14 protein-coding genes and 1 pseudogene are annotated in these 19,110 nt (G+C 27.9%); 7 read left to right on the top strand and 8 right to left on the bottom strand.

All coding sequences use genetic code 11. The annotated features are described in order from the left end of the window. Position 1: 1 nt before the first annotated feature. Positions 2-889 carry an AraC family transcriptional regulator gene (locus KHQ81_00280; GenBank protein ID QVK18190.1) on the bottom strand — a complete coding sequence of 296 codons (888 nt, stop codon included), beginning with the start codon at positions 887-889 and terminating at the stop codon, positions 2-4. Between the two features lie 579 nt (positions 890-1,468). Between KHQ81_00280 and KHQ81_00275 the strand changes: the two genes are divergently transcribed. The 4 genes from KHQ81_00275 to KHQ81_00260 all read left to right on the top strand — a co-directional run bounded on the left by KHQ81_00275 (position 1,469) and on the right by KHQ81_00260 (position 5,989). Continuing rightward, positions 1,469-2,509: an AEC family transporter gene (locus KHQ81_00275; GenBank protein QVK18189.1), complete on the top strand. Its 1,041-nt coding sequence runs from the start codon at positions 1,469-1,471 to the stop codon at positions 2,507-2,509. Between the two features lie 20 nt (positions 2,510-2,529). Then, positions 2,530-3,528 (top strand): lactate dehydrogenase, encoded by a 999-nt coding sequence (locus KHQ81_00270; GenBank protein ID QVK18188.1) that lies wholly within the window; start codon positions 2,530-2,532, stop codon positions 3,526-3,528. Positions 3,529-3,767: 239 nt separating this feature from the next. Further along, a complete protein-coding gene (locus KHQ81_00265) occupies positions 3,768-5,321 on the top strand; it encodes a Spo0B domain-containing protein (GenBank protein QVK18187.1) in 1,554 nt (517 codons plus the stop codon). Next, complete coding sequence (locus KHQ81_00260; protein QVK18186.1) at positions 5,318-5,989, top strand: response regulator; 672 nt, start codon at positions 5,318-5,320, stop codon at positions 5,987-5,989. Before KHQ81_00265 ends, KHQ81_00260 begins: the two co-directional genes overlap by 4 nt. Before the next feature lie 115 nt (positions 5,990-6,104). Here KHQ81_00260 and KHQ81_00255 read toward each other — a convergent pair whose 3' ends face one another. Together KHQ81_00255 and KHQ81_00250 are read right to left on the bottom strand one after the other, a co-directional pair. After that, positions 6,105-9,203: an MMPL family transporter gene (locus KHQ81_00255; protein ID QVK18185.1), complete on the bottom strand. Its 3,099-nt coding sequence runs from the start codon at positions 9,201-9,203 to the stop codon at positions 6,105-6,107. 3 nt (positions 9,204-9,206) lie between these two features. Continuing rightward, positions 9,207-9,533, bottom strand: a complete 327-nt coding sequence (locus KHQ81_00250; GenBank protein ID QVK18184.1) for a hypothetical protein — start codon at positions 9,531-9,533, stop codon at positions 9,207-9,209. A gap of 131 nt (positions 9,534-9,664) precedes the next feature. Between KHQ81_00250 and KHQ81_00245 the strand changes: the two genes are divergently transcribed. The 3 genes and pseudogenes from KHQ81_00245 (at position 9,665) to KHQ81_00235 (ending at position 13,668) form a co-directional block, all read left to right on the top strand. Beyond that, positions 9,665-10,231, top strand: coding sequence for a TetR/AcrR family transcriptional regulator (locus tag KHQ81_00245; protein QVK18183.1), 567 nt, complete (start codon positions 9,665-9,667; stop codon positions 10,229-10,231). 130 nt (positions 10,232-10,361) lie between these two features. Continuing rightward, positions 10,362-11,944: pseudogene (locus KHQ81_00240) on the top strand (transposase). A gap of 257 nt (positions 11,945-12,201) precedes the next feature. Continuing rightward, entirely contained in the window at positions 12,202-13,668 is a 1,467-nt protein-coding gene (locus KHQ81_00235) for an IS1182 family transposase (protein ID QVK18182.1), read from the top strand. A gap of 424 nt (positions 13,669-14,092) precedes the next feature. Here the strand turns inward: KHQ81_00235 and KHQ81_00230 are convergent, their stop codons facing one another. The 5 genes from KHQ81_00230 to KHQ81_00210 all read right to left on the bottom strand — a co-directional run bounded on the left by KHQ81_00230 (position 14,093) and on the right by KHQ81_00210 (position 19,109). Further along, positions 14,093-14,332 carry a hypothetical protein gene (locus KHQ81_00230; GenBank protein ID QVK18181.1) on the bottom strand — a complete coding sequence of 80 codons (240 nt, stop codon included), beginning with the start codon at positions 14,330-14,332 and terminating at the stop codon, positions 14,093-14,095. A gap of 210 nt (positions 14,333-14,542) precedes the next feature. Next, positions 14,543-15,106 carry a DUF1697 domain-containing protein gene (locus KHQ81_00225; protein QVK18180.1) on the bottom strand — a complete coding sequence of 188 codons (564 nt, stop codon included), beginning with the start codon at positions 15,104-15,106 and terminating at the stop codon, positions 14,543-14,545. 59 nt (positions 15,107-15,165) lie between these two features. Further along, positions 15,166-16,239, bottom strand: a complete 1,074-nt coding sequence (locus tag KHQ81_00220) for a DUF2817 domain-containing protein (protein ID QVK18179.1) — start codon at positions 16,237-16,239, stop codon at positions 15,166-15,168. A gap of 1 nt (position 16,240) precedes the next feature. Next, the gene (locus KHQ81_00215; protein ID QVK18178.1) at positions 16,241-17,608 is read right to left on the bottom strand and encodes a YfcC family protein; all 1,368 of its coding nucleotides are present in this window, start codon (positions 17,606-17,608) and stop codon (positions 16,241-16,243) included. A gap of 229 nt (positions 17,609-17,837) precedes the next feature. After that, entirely contained in the window at positions 17,838-19,109 is a 1,272-nt protein-coding gene (locus tag KHQ81_00210) for a YeeE/YedE family protein (protein QVK18177.1), read from the bottom strand. Between the last annotated feature and the right edge of the window lies 1 nt (position 19,110).

Raw genomic sequence — 19,110 nt, 5'->3', positions numbered from 1 at the left:
TTTATCGTTTTATATTTACCCACATTTCTATTTTATGAGGTTTCTTTAATGCTTCTTCATGATAGTATTCTATCGCATAATTATTAGCAGGACGATAATTGTTTTCATTAAACCAATTAAAGAAATAATCCATTGCACTCTTCAAATTTTGTCCAGTACCATCTTCAAAACTCTCATTTTCATATATACAACAAGCATAAAGTCCTTTAGGTAGTATAAATGAAATCATGTCTTTAGGAATATCTTCAATTTGATTGACAGCTGTAGATGCAAGATAATGAAACCCTTTTTCACCATGATTATAGGAGATACCAAATTCTTGGGTTGGACAAGTTTTATCTAAGATTGTATGTTTCATTTTATGAAATCTATTCCAAGCAATTCCTGGATTATCTATACCAGGTGTCTCTATTCCAAAAGGACAAAATATGTCTAGGCCTATCATTTTTATTTCTTCTTTCTCACATAATTTTATTTCTAGTACCATATTATCCGCTATATATCTATCACCCAAACTTAATTTAGCATTTTGCAAGATAACATCAGGCTTATACACATGAAATAATGGAAACTTTTCTTTTTTATATTCACTAGGTGTCATTTTATAAGTTTCTTTAAATACCCTTGAAAAATGTTCTGGACTTTTAAATCCGCTATTTATTGCGACTTCTTTCATAGGTATATCTTTCAGAAGCAATTCTGTAGAATGTGCTAATCTACGGAATTTAATATATTTCTCTATGCTGTAGCCAGTCGTCTCATGAAATAACCTTTGAAAATAAAAAACTGAAAGATAAGAATTTGAAGCAACCTCACCAATTTTAATATCTTCTTTCAAGTGTTCTTCAATATAATCGATTGCCCTTTTTATAGAGTCTATAGCTTTCATTAAATCATCCCCTCCTGTAATTTATAATATTATTATATCAATAATTGTATATGAATCCATGACTGACAATGCTTTTTTTATATATAAATAAAGAAAGAGGTCATCTCAAAATATGCAAAACTGTTCTTTCTAGATAGTATTCATCTTCTAGCTAAATAATTTAATTTGTTTAGCTTTTTTTAGTCTATAAAATATTTAATTGTTAATTTATATTTTATATTTATTTTTTTATACTTTTCGATAATAAGTTGAATTAAGAATTAAATTTTAATAATAATTTAATCTATATCCTACGTATAATCATAATTAATAATTCCTAAAACATGTGTAAGCTAATTATGTTTGTTTAAAGCAAACTTGCATGAAGCTGTAACAATAGACATTAATTAATAAACTAAAAATGATTACAGCTGTTATGATAGATCTTTTGGTATTTTAACTGAGCAAATTTAATTAACTTAAAAAACTTAAAAAACTCTTAAAATAATTTAATAAACTATACAGTTCCTTGTGAATTGTGTAACATATTTGGTGCACGCACTGTGTGAAATAATACACAAGAGAGAAAGGATTAAGGAAATGAATATAACTGAAATTATTGTAAAAACACTCGGCGATCCAAAAATGCTTGCTGCAGTGTCTTCATCTATTTTAATTATTTTACTAGGATTCTATTTAAGAAAGAAAGAGATTTTTGATCCAAAAACATCAAAAATTTTAAGTAAAGTTGTATTAATGGTAGCTATTCCAGCTTTAGCTTATAAAGCATTTATGGTTGATATCAACAAAGAAAGTTTATCAAACGGAATAAATGTTTTAATCTGGGGATTTATCATTTATATTCTTTTAATTTTTGTTTCAAAATTATTTTATGTAAAATACGAAGGAAGCAAGAAAGAAGTATTAGAAGTGTTAACCGTGTTTGGTTCTACAACATTCTTTGGAATTCCAATTGTTGGTGCATTCTATGGAGCAGAAGGCGTAATGTACGCTTCAATCTTTAATATTGCTTACCGTGTCTTCTTATACTCATTTGGATATATTAAATTAACAGGTATTCAAATTAGTAAAGAAAATGCTAAAAAAATGTTTATAAACCCAATTATTATTGCGACATTCTTAGGTATCTTTGTATGGATGTTCCAAGGATATTTACCTCAAGTTAAAGTCAATGGTGCTTCATACGCATTTGCTCGTATTGACCAAACAGCAACATGGTTATATCAACCAATGGTTTATCTTGCTCGTTTATGTTCTCCACTTGCATGGTTAGCTATTGGTACAAAATTAGCAGAAATCTCTTTAAAACAAGCTGTAGAATCAAAAGCATCTTGGCATTACAGTATAATGAAAGTTATCGCTGTTCCAACAATAAATATTCTTTTGTTAATTCTTTTAACTGTTACAGGAATTCTTCCACTATCATTCGTAGCAGTTGCTACAGTAATCATAATGATGGCAACACCAACAGCAACAGTTGCAGCAGCGTTTGCTATTAGTGCTGATAAAGAAGCCCTTTTAACATCAAATAGTTCTTTATTGTCTACAGTAGTAAGTGTAATTTGTATGCCAATATGGATCATCATCTTAGAAATTATTAAAAATGCAAATATTTTTTAATTAATTAAGGAGTGGTGATTATGTCAGAAAAAATTGTTTGCTTTGGTGTAAGAGATGTTGAAATAGAATATTTTCATAAGTTAAATAACTTTGGATATGAGTTAGAACTTGTATCTAGTGGTCTCAATGATCAAAGCGTATTAAAAGTTGAAAATGCCTCTGCGGTTATGGTTAGAGGTAATTGTCAAGCAAATAGAAAAAATTTAGAATACTTAGCTAAAAAAGGTGTAAAAATTGTTCTTACAAGAACAGTAGGATTTAACCATGTTGATTTAGAGGCAGCAAAAGAATTAGGAATGAAAGTTGCAAGAGTACCTTCTTACTCTCCAAATGCTATTTCAGAACTTGCTGTTACTCTAGCCATGATGTTACTTCGTCATACCGCTTATACTGTTAAAAAGACCAGTGAAAGAGATTTTACTGTTGATGCAAAAATGTTCAGTAAAGAAGTAAGAAATTGTACAGTTGGTGTACTAGGCGTAGGTAGAATTGGTTACACAACTGCTAAATTATTTCATGGCCTAGGAGCAAAAGTTTTAGGATTTGATGTGTACCAAAATGAAGAAGCTAAAAAAATAGTTGACTTCAAGAGTATGGATGATGTGCTTGCAGAATCTGATATTATTTCAGTTCATCTCCCATTCTTTAAAGATCAAAATTATCATATAATTAACGATGATTTTTTATCTAAAATGAAAGATGGAGCAATCTTAGTTAATACCGCTAGAGGGCAATTACAAGATAATGAAGCTATTCTTAAAGCACTTAAATCAGGAAAACTTGCTGGATTTGGTACAGATGTATTTGAAGGTGAATCTAGTTTCTTCTTCAAAAATTTAAAGGGAACGAAAGTAACCGATGAAACTGTAGAAGAACTTGTCCAAATGTATCCTAAGGTTTTAATTACACCACATATAGGTTCTTACACAGATCAAGCTTTAACAAATATGATTGAAATATCTTACCAAAATATGAATGAGTTTTTAACAGAAGGTAAATCAAAAAATCAACTTGCTTAATAAATTAAAAGTTGTCGCTATGCGGCAACTTTTTTTAATTCAAAAATTACCAACAATTAATAAACAATCGCTCGTGTATACTTTCACAAAATATGATATAATGGTTTCTGCAAGGTATCATTGTGACATCTAGACAGATAATTGACCTTGACTATGTAATAATTATGAAAAATTCTATAAATATGGGATAGCGGTCTTTGAGGGTCAAATTAACTTCTTATGAAAGAAAGTGAAATCCTATGAAAAGTAAATTTCAACGTATGATTGTCTTTTATGCTATACTAATAGCACTTATTCCTCTTTTGTTTTCATATGGTATTTTTTTATACGATAAATTAACATCTATTAATACAACAATTAAAGCATCGCTTAAGGATTCTGCATTTAATATTAGTCAAACCCCATTCATACAAGAAAAACTTCATAATCATGAGTATGATTTTACAATACAAGATCATGTTATGACGTATGTTCATAACTTAGATAATGTTGATATAGTTGTTGTCGCTGATATGACAGCGAGAAAGTATTCTCATCTAGATATCAGTCAAATTGGTCAAACATTTGTCAATCCAGATGATGCCCAAGTATTAGAAGAAGGTGTCGGCTATTACTCTTTAATGAGAGGGTCTCAAGGATTAACCTATCGAAGATTTGAACCTATCTTTTATAATGGCGAGCAAGTTGGGTTTGTAATGGTCGGAAAATATTATGATAGTATTCATTTAATAACTAATAGGGTAAAAATATTGTATAGTACCTTGTTAGCACTATCAATAATCTTTACTATCTTTTTTTCATTAACTTTTTCAAAAAAAATTAAAAAGAAAATATTAAATAAGGAACCTGAAGAAATTGCCAAGTTATATATCGAGAAAGAAGTTATTTTTAATAGTATAAGTAATGGCATTATTGCATTAAATCATGAAGATGAAATTGTAGAAGTAAATAATGTATGTAATGAGCTATTTGATCCATTTTCTAAAGATATAATTTTATTAAGACTAAATCCTTATATAAAGGATCATAAAGAAATCAAAATGAAGGAAATGATTATATTAAACAAACGACTTTTTGTGAATTCAAATCCTATTTTTGAAAATAATAAATATTTAGGAACAGTTATCACTTTAATTGATAAGAACGAAATTAATCAAATCGCTAAAGAAATTACTGGAGTTGATCAATTAATAAAAACCCTAAGAGCAAAAGTGCATGAGTTTAAAAATAAGCTACACGTTATTTTAGGATTAATTCAGTTAAATGAATATGAAGAAACCAAGAAATACATTATTGAGATGCAAGGAAACGATGATGATACATCAGAAAAGTTTAAAATGATTGATGATTATTATGTAAAAGCAATGCTTATTAGTTATGAACTAATATCTAGAGAAAAACACATTTTTTTTAATATAACAGAGGATTCTTTTCTTTATCAAAACCACAATTTAATTAGTTCAAATGATTTAATTACTGTTATTGGAAATTTAATTGAAAATGCTTATGAATCATTTAATCATAATATTAATCAAGAAAAAAAAGTTGAAATATCTTTAAAAGAAAATGAAGAATTAATTATTATAGAAGTAGAGGATAATGGCACACCTATCCCCCCCAAAATCAGAGATCAAATATTTGAAAGAGGTGTCTCATCTAAAGGTGAAAATAGAGGAACTGGATTACATCTAATTAAGACTAGGGTTGAATTATATAATGGAAAAATTCATATTGAAACAAACAAACATCAAAAAAAATTCATTATTACACTGGGCAAAGGAGAAATTATATGAAAAAAGTTTTAATTGTAGAAGATGACCCTATGGTAGCATCAATTAACAAACGATATACTGAAATGATAGATGGTTTTAAAGTAGTTGGATGTGTGACAAAAGAAAAGGAAATTTTTGATATTTTAAATAAAGAAAAAGTGAATTTAATTATTCTAGATGTCTACCTTCCAGAAAAAAGTGGTCTTGAAATTTTAAAAAACTTACGTAATAATAAATGTTTTGTTGATGTAATCATGGTTACAGCTGCTAATACAGTTGAAGAAGTTAAAACAGCTTTTGCATATGGAGTAATAGATTATTTAATTAAACCCTTTGAATTTTCAAGATTTAAAGAAGCGCTAGATAAATATCTAGAAAAGACAGATGTTTTAAGTAAAAATCGAAAAGTTGAACAAAATGGAATAGATGTTATTTGTTGTAAAATGAAAGAAGATTATAATTTACCAAAAGGACTACAAACAACAACCCTAAAAACAATATTAGATTTATTAAATTCAGAAAAAGAAAAAGTATGGACAATTAAAGAAATATCTACTAAAGTCGGAATTAGTAACGTCACAATTAAAAAATATATGGACTATTTAGAAAACAGTAAATATGTGTCATCTAGACAAAATTATGGTAATATAGGAAGGCCAGAATACAATTACATTGTATCGTCAAACTAAATGATTAATTAATCTAAATCAGATAAAGTAATAAAAGGAATACCTCAATGATATTCCTTTTATTTTTATGTTATTATTAATTAATGTTTTTTTCTAAATGCAGTACATATTTATATTAATTTTTTTCTGTATTACAATAGAATTTCTTTTTCAAAGTTGTTTTAGCAATCAATTTATCAAATAATAATAATATTTGTGGTAATGTAAATATTACTACTATTACTGATACTAAACATCCTCTACTTAATATTAATCCTAAGTCAGATATTACAGATACAGAACTTACTAATCCAACAATAAATGAAGCGATAACAAGAATACTTCCTGAAGTAATGATAGTAGGTAGTGATGTTCTTAATGCTTCATTAGCACTTTCTTGTTTACCCATTGTTTCTCTATACTCTAGATATCTACTTGTATATAGAATTCCATAATCAACGGTTGCTGCCATTTGAATACATGTTACTACCATATAGGTTACAAAGAAGGCTGGGTTATCGTTTAAGATACTAAATGACATCCCTATCCAAATTGATCCTTGGATTATTAATGTTAAAATAACCGGAATACTAACTGATTTAAAGGTAAGCATAACTATTAATAGAATACTAAAGAATGAGATGAGACTAACTACTGTTGAATCTGAAGAGAATATATCTTTAATTTCTAAGAAGTTAGCACTTTCTGATAGAATATAACTTTCATCATATATTTTATTGATTTCTTTTTCTAATTTTTCAATTGCTTCAAATGCCTCATCACCAGTTACATCTAAATTCATATTGAATAGTAAACGTGTATAATGATTTCCATTAAACATTTTATCAGCAAGCAGTGATTGGTCATACTTTTCATCAATTATATTTTGAAGTTCAACACCTGTTGTTGCAACTAAATTATTTTGAGATAAATATTCTACTAGTTCATACGTTCTAACTTTGTCAGTAACATTTAATTTAGTAAATACATCTTGAACTAATTCATCACTAATCCCATAATTTTCTATAATATTAGCTTTTGTCAACTCAAGACCCGCTGGTGCTAATTGTGCATATTTTCCATCCATTTCTGTTTGTGCAAGTTGTCCATATTTAGTTAATATGTTATTCATATGCATAAAGTTGACTAGTTGATAAACAGGTAATGTATCAGTTTCATAATTTTTTGAGTAAGCACTAAACATCAATCCCATTGTTTCATCATTAAACACTGGATAGGAAACACTTATTTGTGTTGCAGTTAATTCAGTAAACATTTGTTGATAAGCACCAATTATCTGTGCTTTTTGTTCAGCATTAAATGGCAATTGATCCAATCCATTATAAAAATATTGTACGAGTTGATAATTGTAAATGATAGTATCAACTGTTGGTACAGCACCTGTTATTTGAAAGAATATACCTTGTACTTGTTCATCAGTTAATGAATAAAGACCTTTAACTGTAGCCATATTTAATTCTGTATTAATTGAATTATATTTTTCAGTTAATGTATTTTCCTTAGCAACGAATATATTATTAATTAATTGATTTTCATTAATATATTTTAGAAATTCGTACATAGATATTTTATCTTTTGTTACATCTTTACCTAAACCTTGATATACTAATTGAATAACTTCTTTATTTATTAAATATTGTTCTTCAATTTCAGTACTTGAAATATTAGTAAAGTATGGCTTTAATTGTTCATATTTTACATCTAATTCTGTTTGCTTACTATTAGCAAGTCCAATGGCATACTCTTCTGTACTAATATAATTTAAGAAATCATTTACTATAACTTTATCAGTCACTTTTTTATCCATTGCAAGAAAAGCTGAATTTACAATATCTTCACTTACATGAAATACATTTGCGATTTGAGCTGCAGTTAACTCATCATATAATCCAGTAGAAACCATTCCTTGACTATTATTAATGATATTTTTACCATTAATTTTATAATTTGAAATAACATCAATAACTTCTTTTTCTTTATTATGATCACCCTTTGGAACTAAAACAACTAGTGAATTTTGAATACCAAAGGCCTCTTCTATTTTTCTATCATCTACGTTTATTTGAGCATTTTTATCTCTTGCAGTATCAAGAGAATATCTGTAATCAGAATTTGCTGTTAAGATACCAGCACAAATAATTAATACTAATAAAATAACTGGGATAATATATCTTGTCTTATATTGAAATTTAACAATTAAATGTTTATTGCTAGCTTCTTTTCTTTCTGTAATAACATTGAAAATACTTTTATGTCTTGTCTTTTCAATTAATGGAGCAAATAATAATAATACGCCTGGCATTAACAAAAATACAGTAAGTATACTGATAACGATTCCTTTTGAAAGAACTATTCCAACATCTAAACCAATGGTAAACTGCATGAACATTAATGCTACTAAACCAGCAATCGTTGTTAAACTACTACTTGAAATAGGTGAGAAACAACTTTTTAATGCATCAGATATTGCTTTTTTATTATCCATTCCTTTTTTAACATTTTCATTAAACTTTTGAAGTAAAATAATTGAATAATCCATTGCTAGTGCAAGCTGCATTACCGCACAGATTGAACCCGTAACAAATGATATTTCTTCAAGGAAATAGTTCGTCCCTAAATTTATAAAAATAGAAGTTGCTACTACTACTGTAAACATGATTGGATCTACCCATGATGTAGAAGTAAGAAGTAAAATTGCAAATACAATAACACACGCAATTGCTAATATTTTAGCCATATCTTCATGTGCAGCTTCACTCATATATTTAGAAACAACCGCTGCTCCATAATATGATGGTGAATATCCATCCAACGCCTTTTCAATAGCATCAACAGTATCATAAACTTCAATATCAAAATCTCCGTCCTTTAAAAATACTTGAAATAATGCTTTTCCATCTTTATAACTCTTTTCGCTTGTGCTATCAAAAACAACTGTATCAACACCATCGATTTTTTCAATTTTTTGTTTAACAATTTCTGCTTCGTCGATAGTAATATCATTAATCATTATCTGAGCACTACCGTTTTTACCAAAATCTTCTTCCATTTTTTCATATGCTTCAACAATTTTTGAATCTTCATCCAAATATTTTGTCATATCATAATTTGTTTTTACTTTAGGTATTAATATAATTGATACCCCAACTAAAACAGCAAATATTAACATCAATACATATCTGCTTTTAACAATTCCATCAGCTAATTTCTTCATAACTTATTTCTCCTTTATTCTATAACCTTCAATTTTCATTTTACTTATCTTGGTAGATATAGTTCCATTTATTTGCATTTCATCAATTACACCTTCACACAAATAGGGAATTTTTCCAATTGGTGTTAATACATAGTCATTATATCTAAAGTGATTATCCACTAAATGTATTTCTTTGATAATCTGCTTTTTTCTAAACAAGTAAAAATAACCACTCATAATGTTATTGCTTATATCTACTACTAATTTTCCTCTTAGTTTACTAAACAAAGCTTTTACGATGATCTTATATTCATATTTTATTTTTGACACCTCCATCATTATAGACATATGTTGATTAAACACATTAAATATAATATAATATAAGGATAGTAAGATTCAATAACCAAAAAAGTCTTGATTATTGCTTAATACCCATATACTATAGATAGTGTGTATTATGTAACAGAAGGTGGAAAATTGTGAATAAAAATGATCGTCGAAGTAGAAGAACAGAAAAAGCAATAAAACTAGCTTTTATGAACTTAATGCTAGAAAATGATATTGAAAAAATTACAATAAAACAAATAACTGATGAAGCTGATATAAATAGAAAAACATTTTATTTACATTTTTATGATATATATGATGTTTTAGAAACTATCGAAAATGAAATTATTGAAAAGTTATACCTTTTAATGAATCAATTTGATCTTAAAGTTATTAAAACTAATCCCTATATTTTCTTAAAAGCAATTACAGATGAATTAAATGAAGAAATAAGCTTCCGTAAATTTTTATTATCTTCAACAACATCAAGCAAATTATTAAATAAATTAAAAATCCTTTTCAAAAACGAATTAATCAAAATATATCAAGAAGATACTAAAAAAAGACCTGATAAATTATCATATGCTTTGACTTTTATAACATCAGGAGTTATTGATACCTATCAACAATGGTTTAATTCTGATAGAACAGATGATTTAGAGGACTTATCAAAAGAAATGAGTTTATTGATTACACAGGGAATAAACTCAGTTCTTTAGTTTACAAAAAATATAACTGAAACAAAAAAAGGGGCTGTAAAAAATAAATAGCTCTCAATAAACAAAAAAGGAACTAAATTCTAGATTAATAAATCTGGAATGAAGTTCCTTTTTTTAGTATAATTTAAGTATGTCTGAAGTACTAAATTATACAAATAATTATACACTAAAACAACTAGTTTTACCACTGGAAATTCAAACAATTATTCCGTTTGATGATCCTATCTATACATTTGATGAGGTAATGAAGGGATGTAATTTAAAAAAGTACCTAATAACCGATAAAATAGAATCTAGAGGTCGCATCGGTTATAATTTAGTCACTTTGTTAGAGGTAACACTATTTGGTTTTATGTTAAAAGGTTACACATCTTTAAGAGAACTAGAGTCTTTATGTAAAACAGATATTAGATTTATGCATTTATTAAGAGACGAGAATAGTACTCCTACTCATATGACGTTCTCTAATTTTATTAATAATTACTTAAAATGTAGTATTGAAGAAATATTTTATGATATTAATGAATATATCTTTGACAAAGATAATGTAAATACTGATATTGTATACATAGATGGTTCGAAGTTTGAAGCGAATGCCAATAAATATACTTGGATATGGAAGAAAGCTTGTACAACGAATAGAGAAAAATTATATAGAAAGATAACTATTTTATTAGATGAAATAAACAGTACTTTTCTAAATTATGAAATGACTAGTTATTCTACTCGTGAAGAATATGAGATAGAATATTTCGAATCAATATTTTATGATTTCAAGAATAGATTTAAAATAGATCTATCTACATTTGTTCATGGGAAAGGGAAAAGAAAGAGTGATACTCAAAGGTATTATGAAAAATTAGAGCGGTATTTAAGTAAATTAAAAGAATATGCAGAACATATTCAAACATGTGGTGATAAACGAAATAGTTATTCAAAAACGGATAAAGATGCCACATTTATGCGAGTAAAAAGAGATTATATGGGAAATGATCAACTAATACCTGCTTATAATATACAATTAGGTATTTCAGATGAATATATAAGTGTCTGTGATGCATTTCAATATGCTTCAGATTCAGATTGTTTCAAACCTTTAATAGAAAGTTTCAAAACTCATTATTATAAATATCCCACCTATCCTGTTGGTGATGCTGGATATGGGAGCTATAATAATTACTTATATTGTAAAGAAAATGGTATAGAATTGTATCAAAAATTCTCTACTTATAAGAAGTCAACAGAAGATAAGAAATATATAAATAATCCTTTTAAACCTTTTAATTTTAAACAAGATGAGAACGGACAACTAGTCTGTCCTAATAATAAAAGATTTCATTTTTAAAAACAAGACCTGTACGTGGGAATAAATATGGACGAACAGAAGAATTGTATCAGTGTGAAGATTGTACTGATTGTCCACTTAGGTCAGAATGTCATAGATCAAAAGGGAATAGAATTATCAAACTAAATGAGGAATTAACATCATTACACCAAGAGGTTATGAATAACTTAAAAAGTGAATTAGGAATTGAATTAAGAAAGAATAGATCTATTCAATCTGAAGGTACCTTTGGAGTAATAAAATACGACCGTTGGTACAAAAGAATAGTAAGAAGAGGTATGGATTCTGTAAGATTAGAATTATTATTAGTTTCTACTGGATATAACTTGTACAAATATCACAATAAGAAAAAAAGATTAATTCAATAAATGAAACAATTAAATATTGAAAATAGGGTTTTCATTGAAAATCCTTTTAAACATGCTCATAATGAGCATTTTTCTATATTTACCAATATTTTATAAAAAGAAAAAGGAGCTGTATCGGAGGCTGCTGAAAAAGTCTCATCAAATTATGAATTGGGAAGAGTATATTAATTATTCTTCCTTTTTTCATATAAATACAACGAAAAGAAAGTGAAAAATGATATAATGAAGGTAGAAAATAATTTGAAATTGGTGATAGTATGCTACCTAATAAAGAACTTGTCTTAAGTCCATACAGTAAGTTGTATGATATTGTGGTTCCAAAGAATCATATATTAAGAAAATTTAAAGAATTAGTGGATTTTGAATTTGTTTATGAAGAATTAAAAGATAAATATACAAAGGATAATGGAGCGACAGCGAAATGTCCTATTTTTATGTTTAAATTATTATTATTAAAAGTAATGTATCCAATGTCTGACCGAGATTTAGTTGAGCAAGCACAATTAAATATGGCATATAAGTATTTTTTAGAAATAGCTCCAGAAGAAACAGATATTATCCATCCAACAAGTTTAACAAAGTTTAGAAAGTTACGATTAAAAGATGGAGAATTATTAGATAAACTAATTTCAAAAACAGTAGAGCTAGCACTAAACTTAGGATTAATAAAATCAAAACAAATAATAGTAGACTCAACACATACAAATAGTATGTTTAATTATAAATCACCACTTGAAATCTTAGAAGAGAAATCAAAAAATTTACGAAAAGTAGTATATAAGACTGATGAAAGTTATAAAGATAAGATGCCTGAAAAGCCAATATCAAAGAATATAGACGATCATATAAAATACTGTAATGAATTAGTTGAATTAATTAGAAATGATGAAAATTTACTAATCAGAGAAAATATTAGATTAAAAACAAACTTATTAGAAGAAATAGTAAATGATAATATTGAAGAAATAAATTCAATGGTAGAAAAGGATGCAAAAGTAGGACATAAATCAGCTGATACATCATTCTTTGGATATAAAACACATATCGCGATGGTGCCAGAACGAATTATCACAGCGGCAGTTGTGACAAGTGGAGATAAACACGATGGAAAGCAAGCAAGAGAATTATATGTGAAATCAAAAGAAAATGGAATTGAAGTTGATGCTTTTATAGGGGATGGAGCGTATTCAGAAAAAGAACTAATAGAATATGCGAAAAAAAATGAATTTAAATTAGTTTCAAAATTGAGTAAAACAGTATCTAAAGGAAATAAAAGAAAATGTGAGGATTTTGAATATAATAAAGATGCGAAAAGATATGTATGTAAAGCAGGTCATATGGGAGTTAGAGTTGCACTACATGGTAAAAAGAAACATGAGATAGAAGGAACTCCATTGCGAGAAACGCATTATTTTGATGTAGAAAAATGTAAAACGTGTCCATTTAAAGAAGAATGTGGATATAAAGAAGGACAAGATAGTAGATCTTATACAGTTACATTAAAGAAGGATAATGTTCATGCAGAACATGAAAAATTTCAAGAAAGTAAAGAATTCAAAGAATTAGCAAAAGAAAGGTATAAGATAGAAGCTAAAAATTCTGAATTGAAAAATAGTCATGGATATAAAAGATGTCAATCCCATGGCCTTTTAGGTATGCAGATACAATCAGCAATGACAATATTCGCAGTAAACTTGAAAAGAATTGTAACACTAATGGGATAGAATATATCTCATTCTTTAATAGAAACAATAAAAAAGTTAGAAAATGAAGTTAAATCATTTCTAACTTTTTTTATTTAATATTAGTTATCTGAAAATAGACTAGATTTTCAGCACCCTCCTGTATCGCTCCATAGTTTTAAAAAACTATTTTTTTACAGCCCCTTTTCTTTTCAACCCCGGTGAGGATTTAAAATGGAAGTCATAAAATTGTTAGTACAAATATTGTAGTATAAAAAAAGTGAAAACCTAATGATTTTCACTCCTTTTTAATTTTCTCATTTCTATTCAAAGATTCTTTTCTCCAACAAAATAAAAACCTATTTCAACAACTTTTATTCTGATAAAGATTACATCTAATCCTTAAAGCATATCTTCCAAATTGGAAAATTTCGATGGATTAGATGTTCAATATAATAATTTTACCTTATACTTTTTTTGCATGAACTAAAATAGTAATTAAAAACACTATAGCTACTGGTAGTGCTAAGAAAATACCTAATAGGAATCCACCTATAATACATGAAATAAATCCAGCAATACCTAATCCTTTTTGATCCTTAGATATTCCAACTAATAAAGGAATTAATCCCATTATAACACCTATACCTATTGCACCAATAAAAACTGCTAGTTGATTTACTTCACCAGTTAAAAAAATAAACATAAAATCACACCTCCCCACTCTTTATCTAAATATTACCAATTATACATAAATAAGTCAACTCTATATTAGTAAATAACTTATGGTAATTAATTAAAAAATTATAGCGATTTTATTCATTTTTGTTTTCTCATGTTTAATCTATTATCTTATTCTATAATAAACTTATAAAATCCCACTACTTAGATGTAACAAGAGCTTAATTCAAAGTATTTATTTTAACAACATATTTTTCGCTAATACATTAAGTTTCATTACTGTATTCCAATTACGTACTGTTGCGTGAATATCTAGCTTTATTAGATTTCTTCCAAGTTTTGAGTTTCTAATACTTTGATGCAAAAACAAAAGATATACATCCCGACCAATAATTTGAAACTCATCACCCTCATCATTATATGGTTTTATTATTTCAACCTTTTCAGGTGAGGGAACCTGTTTTAAAAAGGATACATACGTACTTTCACCTGTAGCTAATTCTGCTTTTCGTATTTTTTCTTTAGAGAACGGACAATTTAAAATAACTTGTTCCATTTCCTCTGACGTTCTTAAAACAACAGGAACAACGTATTTAAATATGATCATAATCTCTTTTTCAATCATTTTACGTATATATAATTCGTCTTTTTCAGATTCAAAAAGGACATTCCCACTTTGACCATAGGTTTGTACATTTTTTAATCCTCTTGATTCAAACATATGCTTTAAATCTGTCATTTTAATTCTGTTGTGTTTACCTACATTAATTCCTTGTAATAATGCGATATAAATCATCATTTACCTCCGTTTATCTAACTAGCTTAATCTTCTGTGATATGTTATCCTTAGTCTCTTTTTTATTTAATATAATGATAATGTTTTAATATCCCATCTGTCGCTTGATGAAAATCTTGCTTAGCTTTTTGTAACCAATCTTCATCATTTGGAGAATATAATTTGATGAATTCATTTTTTATTTTCTTTGTCATTTTTTCATTTGTTTTCATATGGAATACACAATTCTCGTGTATCATCAATCTAAGTGATTCAATTTGGGCATAGGTACTATCACCAAGTGTTCCAAATTCAAAACAAGTAGCATAATCATCATTTTTAATTAATGCATTTAAATAATCCACCATATCACCATTAATTTTATAGAAATCATCTCCATCAGTTTTTTGTATCAGTGGATAATTAAAGTCACTTATCATTTCAGTAACTGTTCTTTTCTCAAGTGGTGAATTAACAATTGACATTTGATTTTTCGGTCCATAACCTGTATGGATATCTATGAATATTCTTTGCTGATAATCTTCATTCACAAATTGATTAAATAAATCTGAAAGAATACTAGTAGATTTCTCTTTTTTATTTCCCCCGTAATAAAAACCTTTTTGATACTGATACTGTCCAAGTAATACTGCTTCTTTAATATCAGTTTTATTAGAAGTTAACATCAGTTTTATAACACCAAAATAGAATTTGAATTTTTCAATAAGATTAGATCCTAACTTCTTAGGTAGTAGAAAGGTCTTATTTTTCTCATATCCTTTATTTATTGGTAAATCTTGAAAAGATTTTAGAAAATTTCGATTGAGGTCAACATTGTTTTCATTAACTTTTCTTCTATATTTCATTCCATAGGGATTAATACTATGGATTAAAACAATATGTGTTGTTTTTAAATCTATTTGTTTAATATACTTATTAATAAATTCTTCAATCAATAGACTACCTAAATAGCCTTCTATTCCATGTAGTCCTGTCGTTATACACAGTAGTTTTTCTTTATTTTCAGGAACAAACTCGATACTATCCATCGTTAGATCATCAACAATTGGATAGTTTTTTAATAATATATTATGTTTACTAGACAGTTCTTCATACAAATTTAGAAAATTATCTCTTGCATTTTTGTAAGTTATCATTCTAATATCCCACCTTTAACCCTATCCATAAGAAAATAATTGAAATAATGAGCATTACAATTTGATACTTCAATACCCATTTAAACCATTTCACATAACTAACATTAGCGAGTCCAATCCCAATCAATAATACTGCGTTAGTTGGATAGAGAATATTAGAAAAACCATCACCAAATTGAAATGCCAGTACTGACATCTGTCTTGATATTTTCATCATATCCATTATAGGTACGATGAGTGGCATTACTAAAAATGCCTTAGCACTACCAGAACCAATGAAAAAATTAAGAATAAAAACAACAAGGTATATCATTAAGATGGCGTTAAAAGGTGACAAATGAATAATTCGTTCTGATATTTCATATAAAATTGTGTCCATTATTTTCCCAGTCACAATAATATGTTTAACACCATTAGCTAATAAAATTAATACTGCTCCAGGTAACATCATTAAAGCACCATTTATAAATGCATTAAATGTCTTTTTAATTCCTAATGTGGAAGTCAGACCTGAACCTATCCCAATTAATAAAAATAAAAATCCGATAATAGGTAAATTATAGTCACTTAACATCGGTATAAACGGTGAAGTAATTACGACAACAAACATTAAGCTGATACTTACAGTAAAAAAATATAATGTTCTCTTATTAATATTTACCTCAGCATTTTCAATTTTCTCTATTGGTTTTTCAACTTTTCTTGCATACATAATGATGAGTTGCGATACCACAACATAAGTGATTAAAAATATTATGATACGATAGAAAGCGCCAGAAAAAAGAGGTAAATCTGCAAGTTCTTGCGCAACCAAGATAGTAAATGGGTTTGAAACACCTGCGGTAAAACCAAAACCAGCTGCCATTAAACTTATCCCTAATCCCACCATCACATCAAAACCAAGTGCTATCGCAAGAGAAATAATCAGTGGAACAAGAGGAATAACTTCTTCAAAAATTCCTACAAAAGCTCCAAGCGACATAAATAAAAGAATTATAACTCGAAGTAAAAAGTATTTGTTTTTTGCGTATTTATTGATTATTATATTAATTATTGAACTCAAAACATTTGCTTTATTAAGGATAGAAAGTGCGCCACCCACAATTAGTAAAAATACGATGATGACTATTATTATGAGTCCATCACTAGTTCCTAAAACTTCAAACGGAGCTGTAAACCATTTAATAATAGGTAATCTTTCACCATCTAGATAATTAAAACTACCCTCTATTATCGTTCCATCAACTTCCCTATAATCAAAACTACCCATGGGTATAATTTGTGTTAGAATGCCTGAGCCTATTAATAAAAGAAATAGAATTAAAAGTGTCGATGTAAAAGTTTTCTTATTAATTTTAATCGCGTCCATGAAATCCTCCCCGTATATTTAGTACTTTTATATTAATACTTTTTATATAGGTGGTCAAGAATACATTGTGATATGTTTAAATTGTTTCGATTTTCAAAGTTGTAAACTTGGGTTAAATTCTATAAGAATTTTCTGCTCTGTTCATATCTCCTGTATAGAATGTCATGAATCCTTATTTAAACAAAAAAAAGAAACTATGATTTACCATAGCTTCTTTAAAACTAACATATTATTTTTTTACTACAAGTTTTTTATTTACTTTATAACCAATAATTCCTCCACCAATTAGGAAAATGAAGAATATCCATCCTGATAAAGAGAAATTAGCAATTGGTGTATATAATGCACCTACGTTACAACCATTTGAAAGTCTTGTTCCAAATCCCATACAAAGTCCACCAATAGCAAAGATAATACCATCTTTAAATGTGATTGACAGACCACCTTTAAATGATTTAACAAAATTACCTGCAAGAAGTAATGCAATAAGTGTTCCTAAGATAATACCCACATTTTGAACATTAATCGGATGATCAAAGAATGGCATTGTATAAACACCAACTGGTTTATTTGTAAAAGAAGCTAATTTTTCAGGAGAAGCTCCAAATAAAGTAAGCAGTCTACCAAACCAGAAACCATAAGGTGTAGAAGCTCCCCAACCAGCTTTTGTTACATTCATAAGAAGTACAAAGATTGCTCCAATAACTGTTGCCCCTACTCCAAGTGTCCAAGGTCTTACGAATAATTTCTCATATGTTTTTTTACTAAATAATTTAAATGGTTCTTCATCATCTTGATAAGTCTGATATTGAATTATTTCACTTTCTGTACCTGTGTAAGTTTTTCTTGCTTTTCTTCTATCTTCATATATTTTAGCAATTAAAACAACAATACCTGATAAAATGGCAGTTAGTATAATCGCACCTAGATATCCATTTAAACCATCCCATTTAAATAAGTCTGGAAGGTAAACTCCACCATATAATTTTTCCCCTACAGCTGTTGTGAACCAAGAATTTTTTACCCATCCTGCAGTCGATTGCACTGGGAAACCAAGAAATACCCCTAATCCAAAGAATATTAGAGTAATAAGCGCTCTTGGTAAACCGGTAACAAGATCAGTTAGTACACCTGATGCACAACAGAAACAAAATGCCATACCAAATCCAAATAATAGACCACCTAATATTAGACCTAAGTTAATCGGATTTACCCAAAGATCATATCCAGCTGGGTCTTGCATTAATAAAATACCTGCTGTAACAATAGCTGATCCTAAAAACATACCTACTAAAACACGCATAAGTTTTGTTGAACCTGTATGACACATACGATTAACACTACCTGCAAATCCATAAAGCGAACGAGTAAGTGCATAACCTAATCCTAGTCCTGCAAGTAGTCTAAAGAATAACATTGAATTACTTAAACCAAAGCGTCCCCATAGAACAATTGCTGTTAATAAAACAAATCCTAAAAAGTACTCCACAGTTTTTTTCATA

Source organism: Mycoplasmatota bacterium (genome assembly GCA_018394295.1).
Lineage (GTDB): Bacteria > Bacillota_I > Bacilli_A > Haloplasmatales > Haloplasmataceae > JAENYC01.
This window is presented reverse-complemented; position numbering and strand designations above follow the sequence as displayed.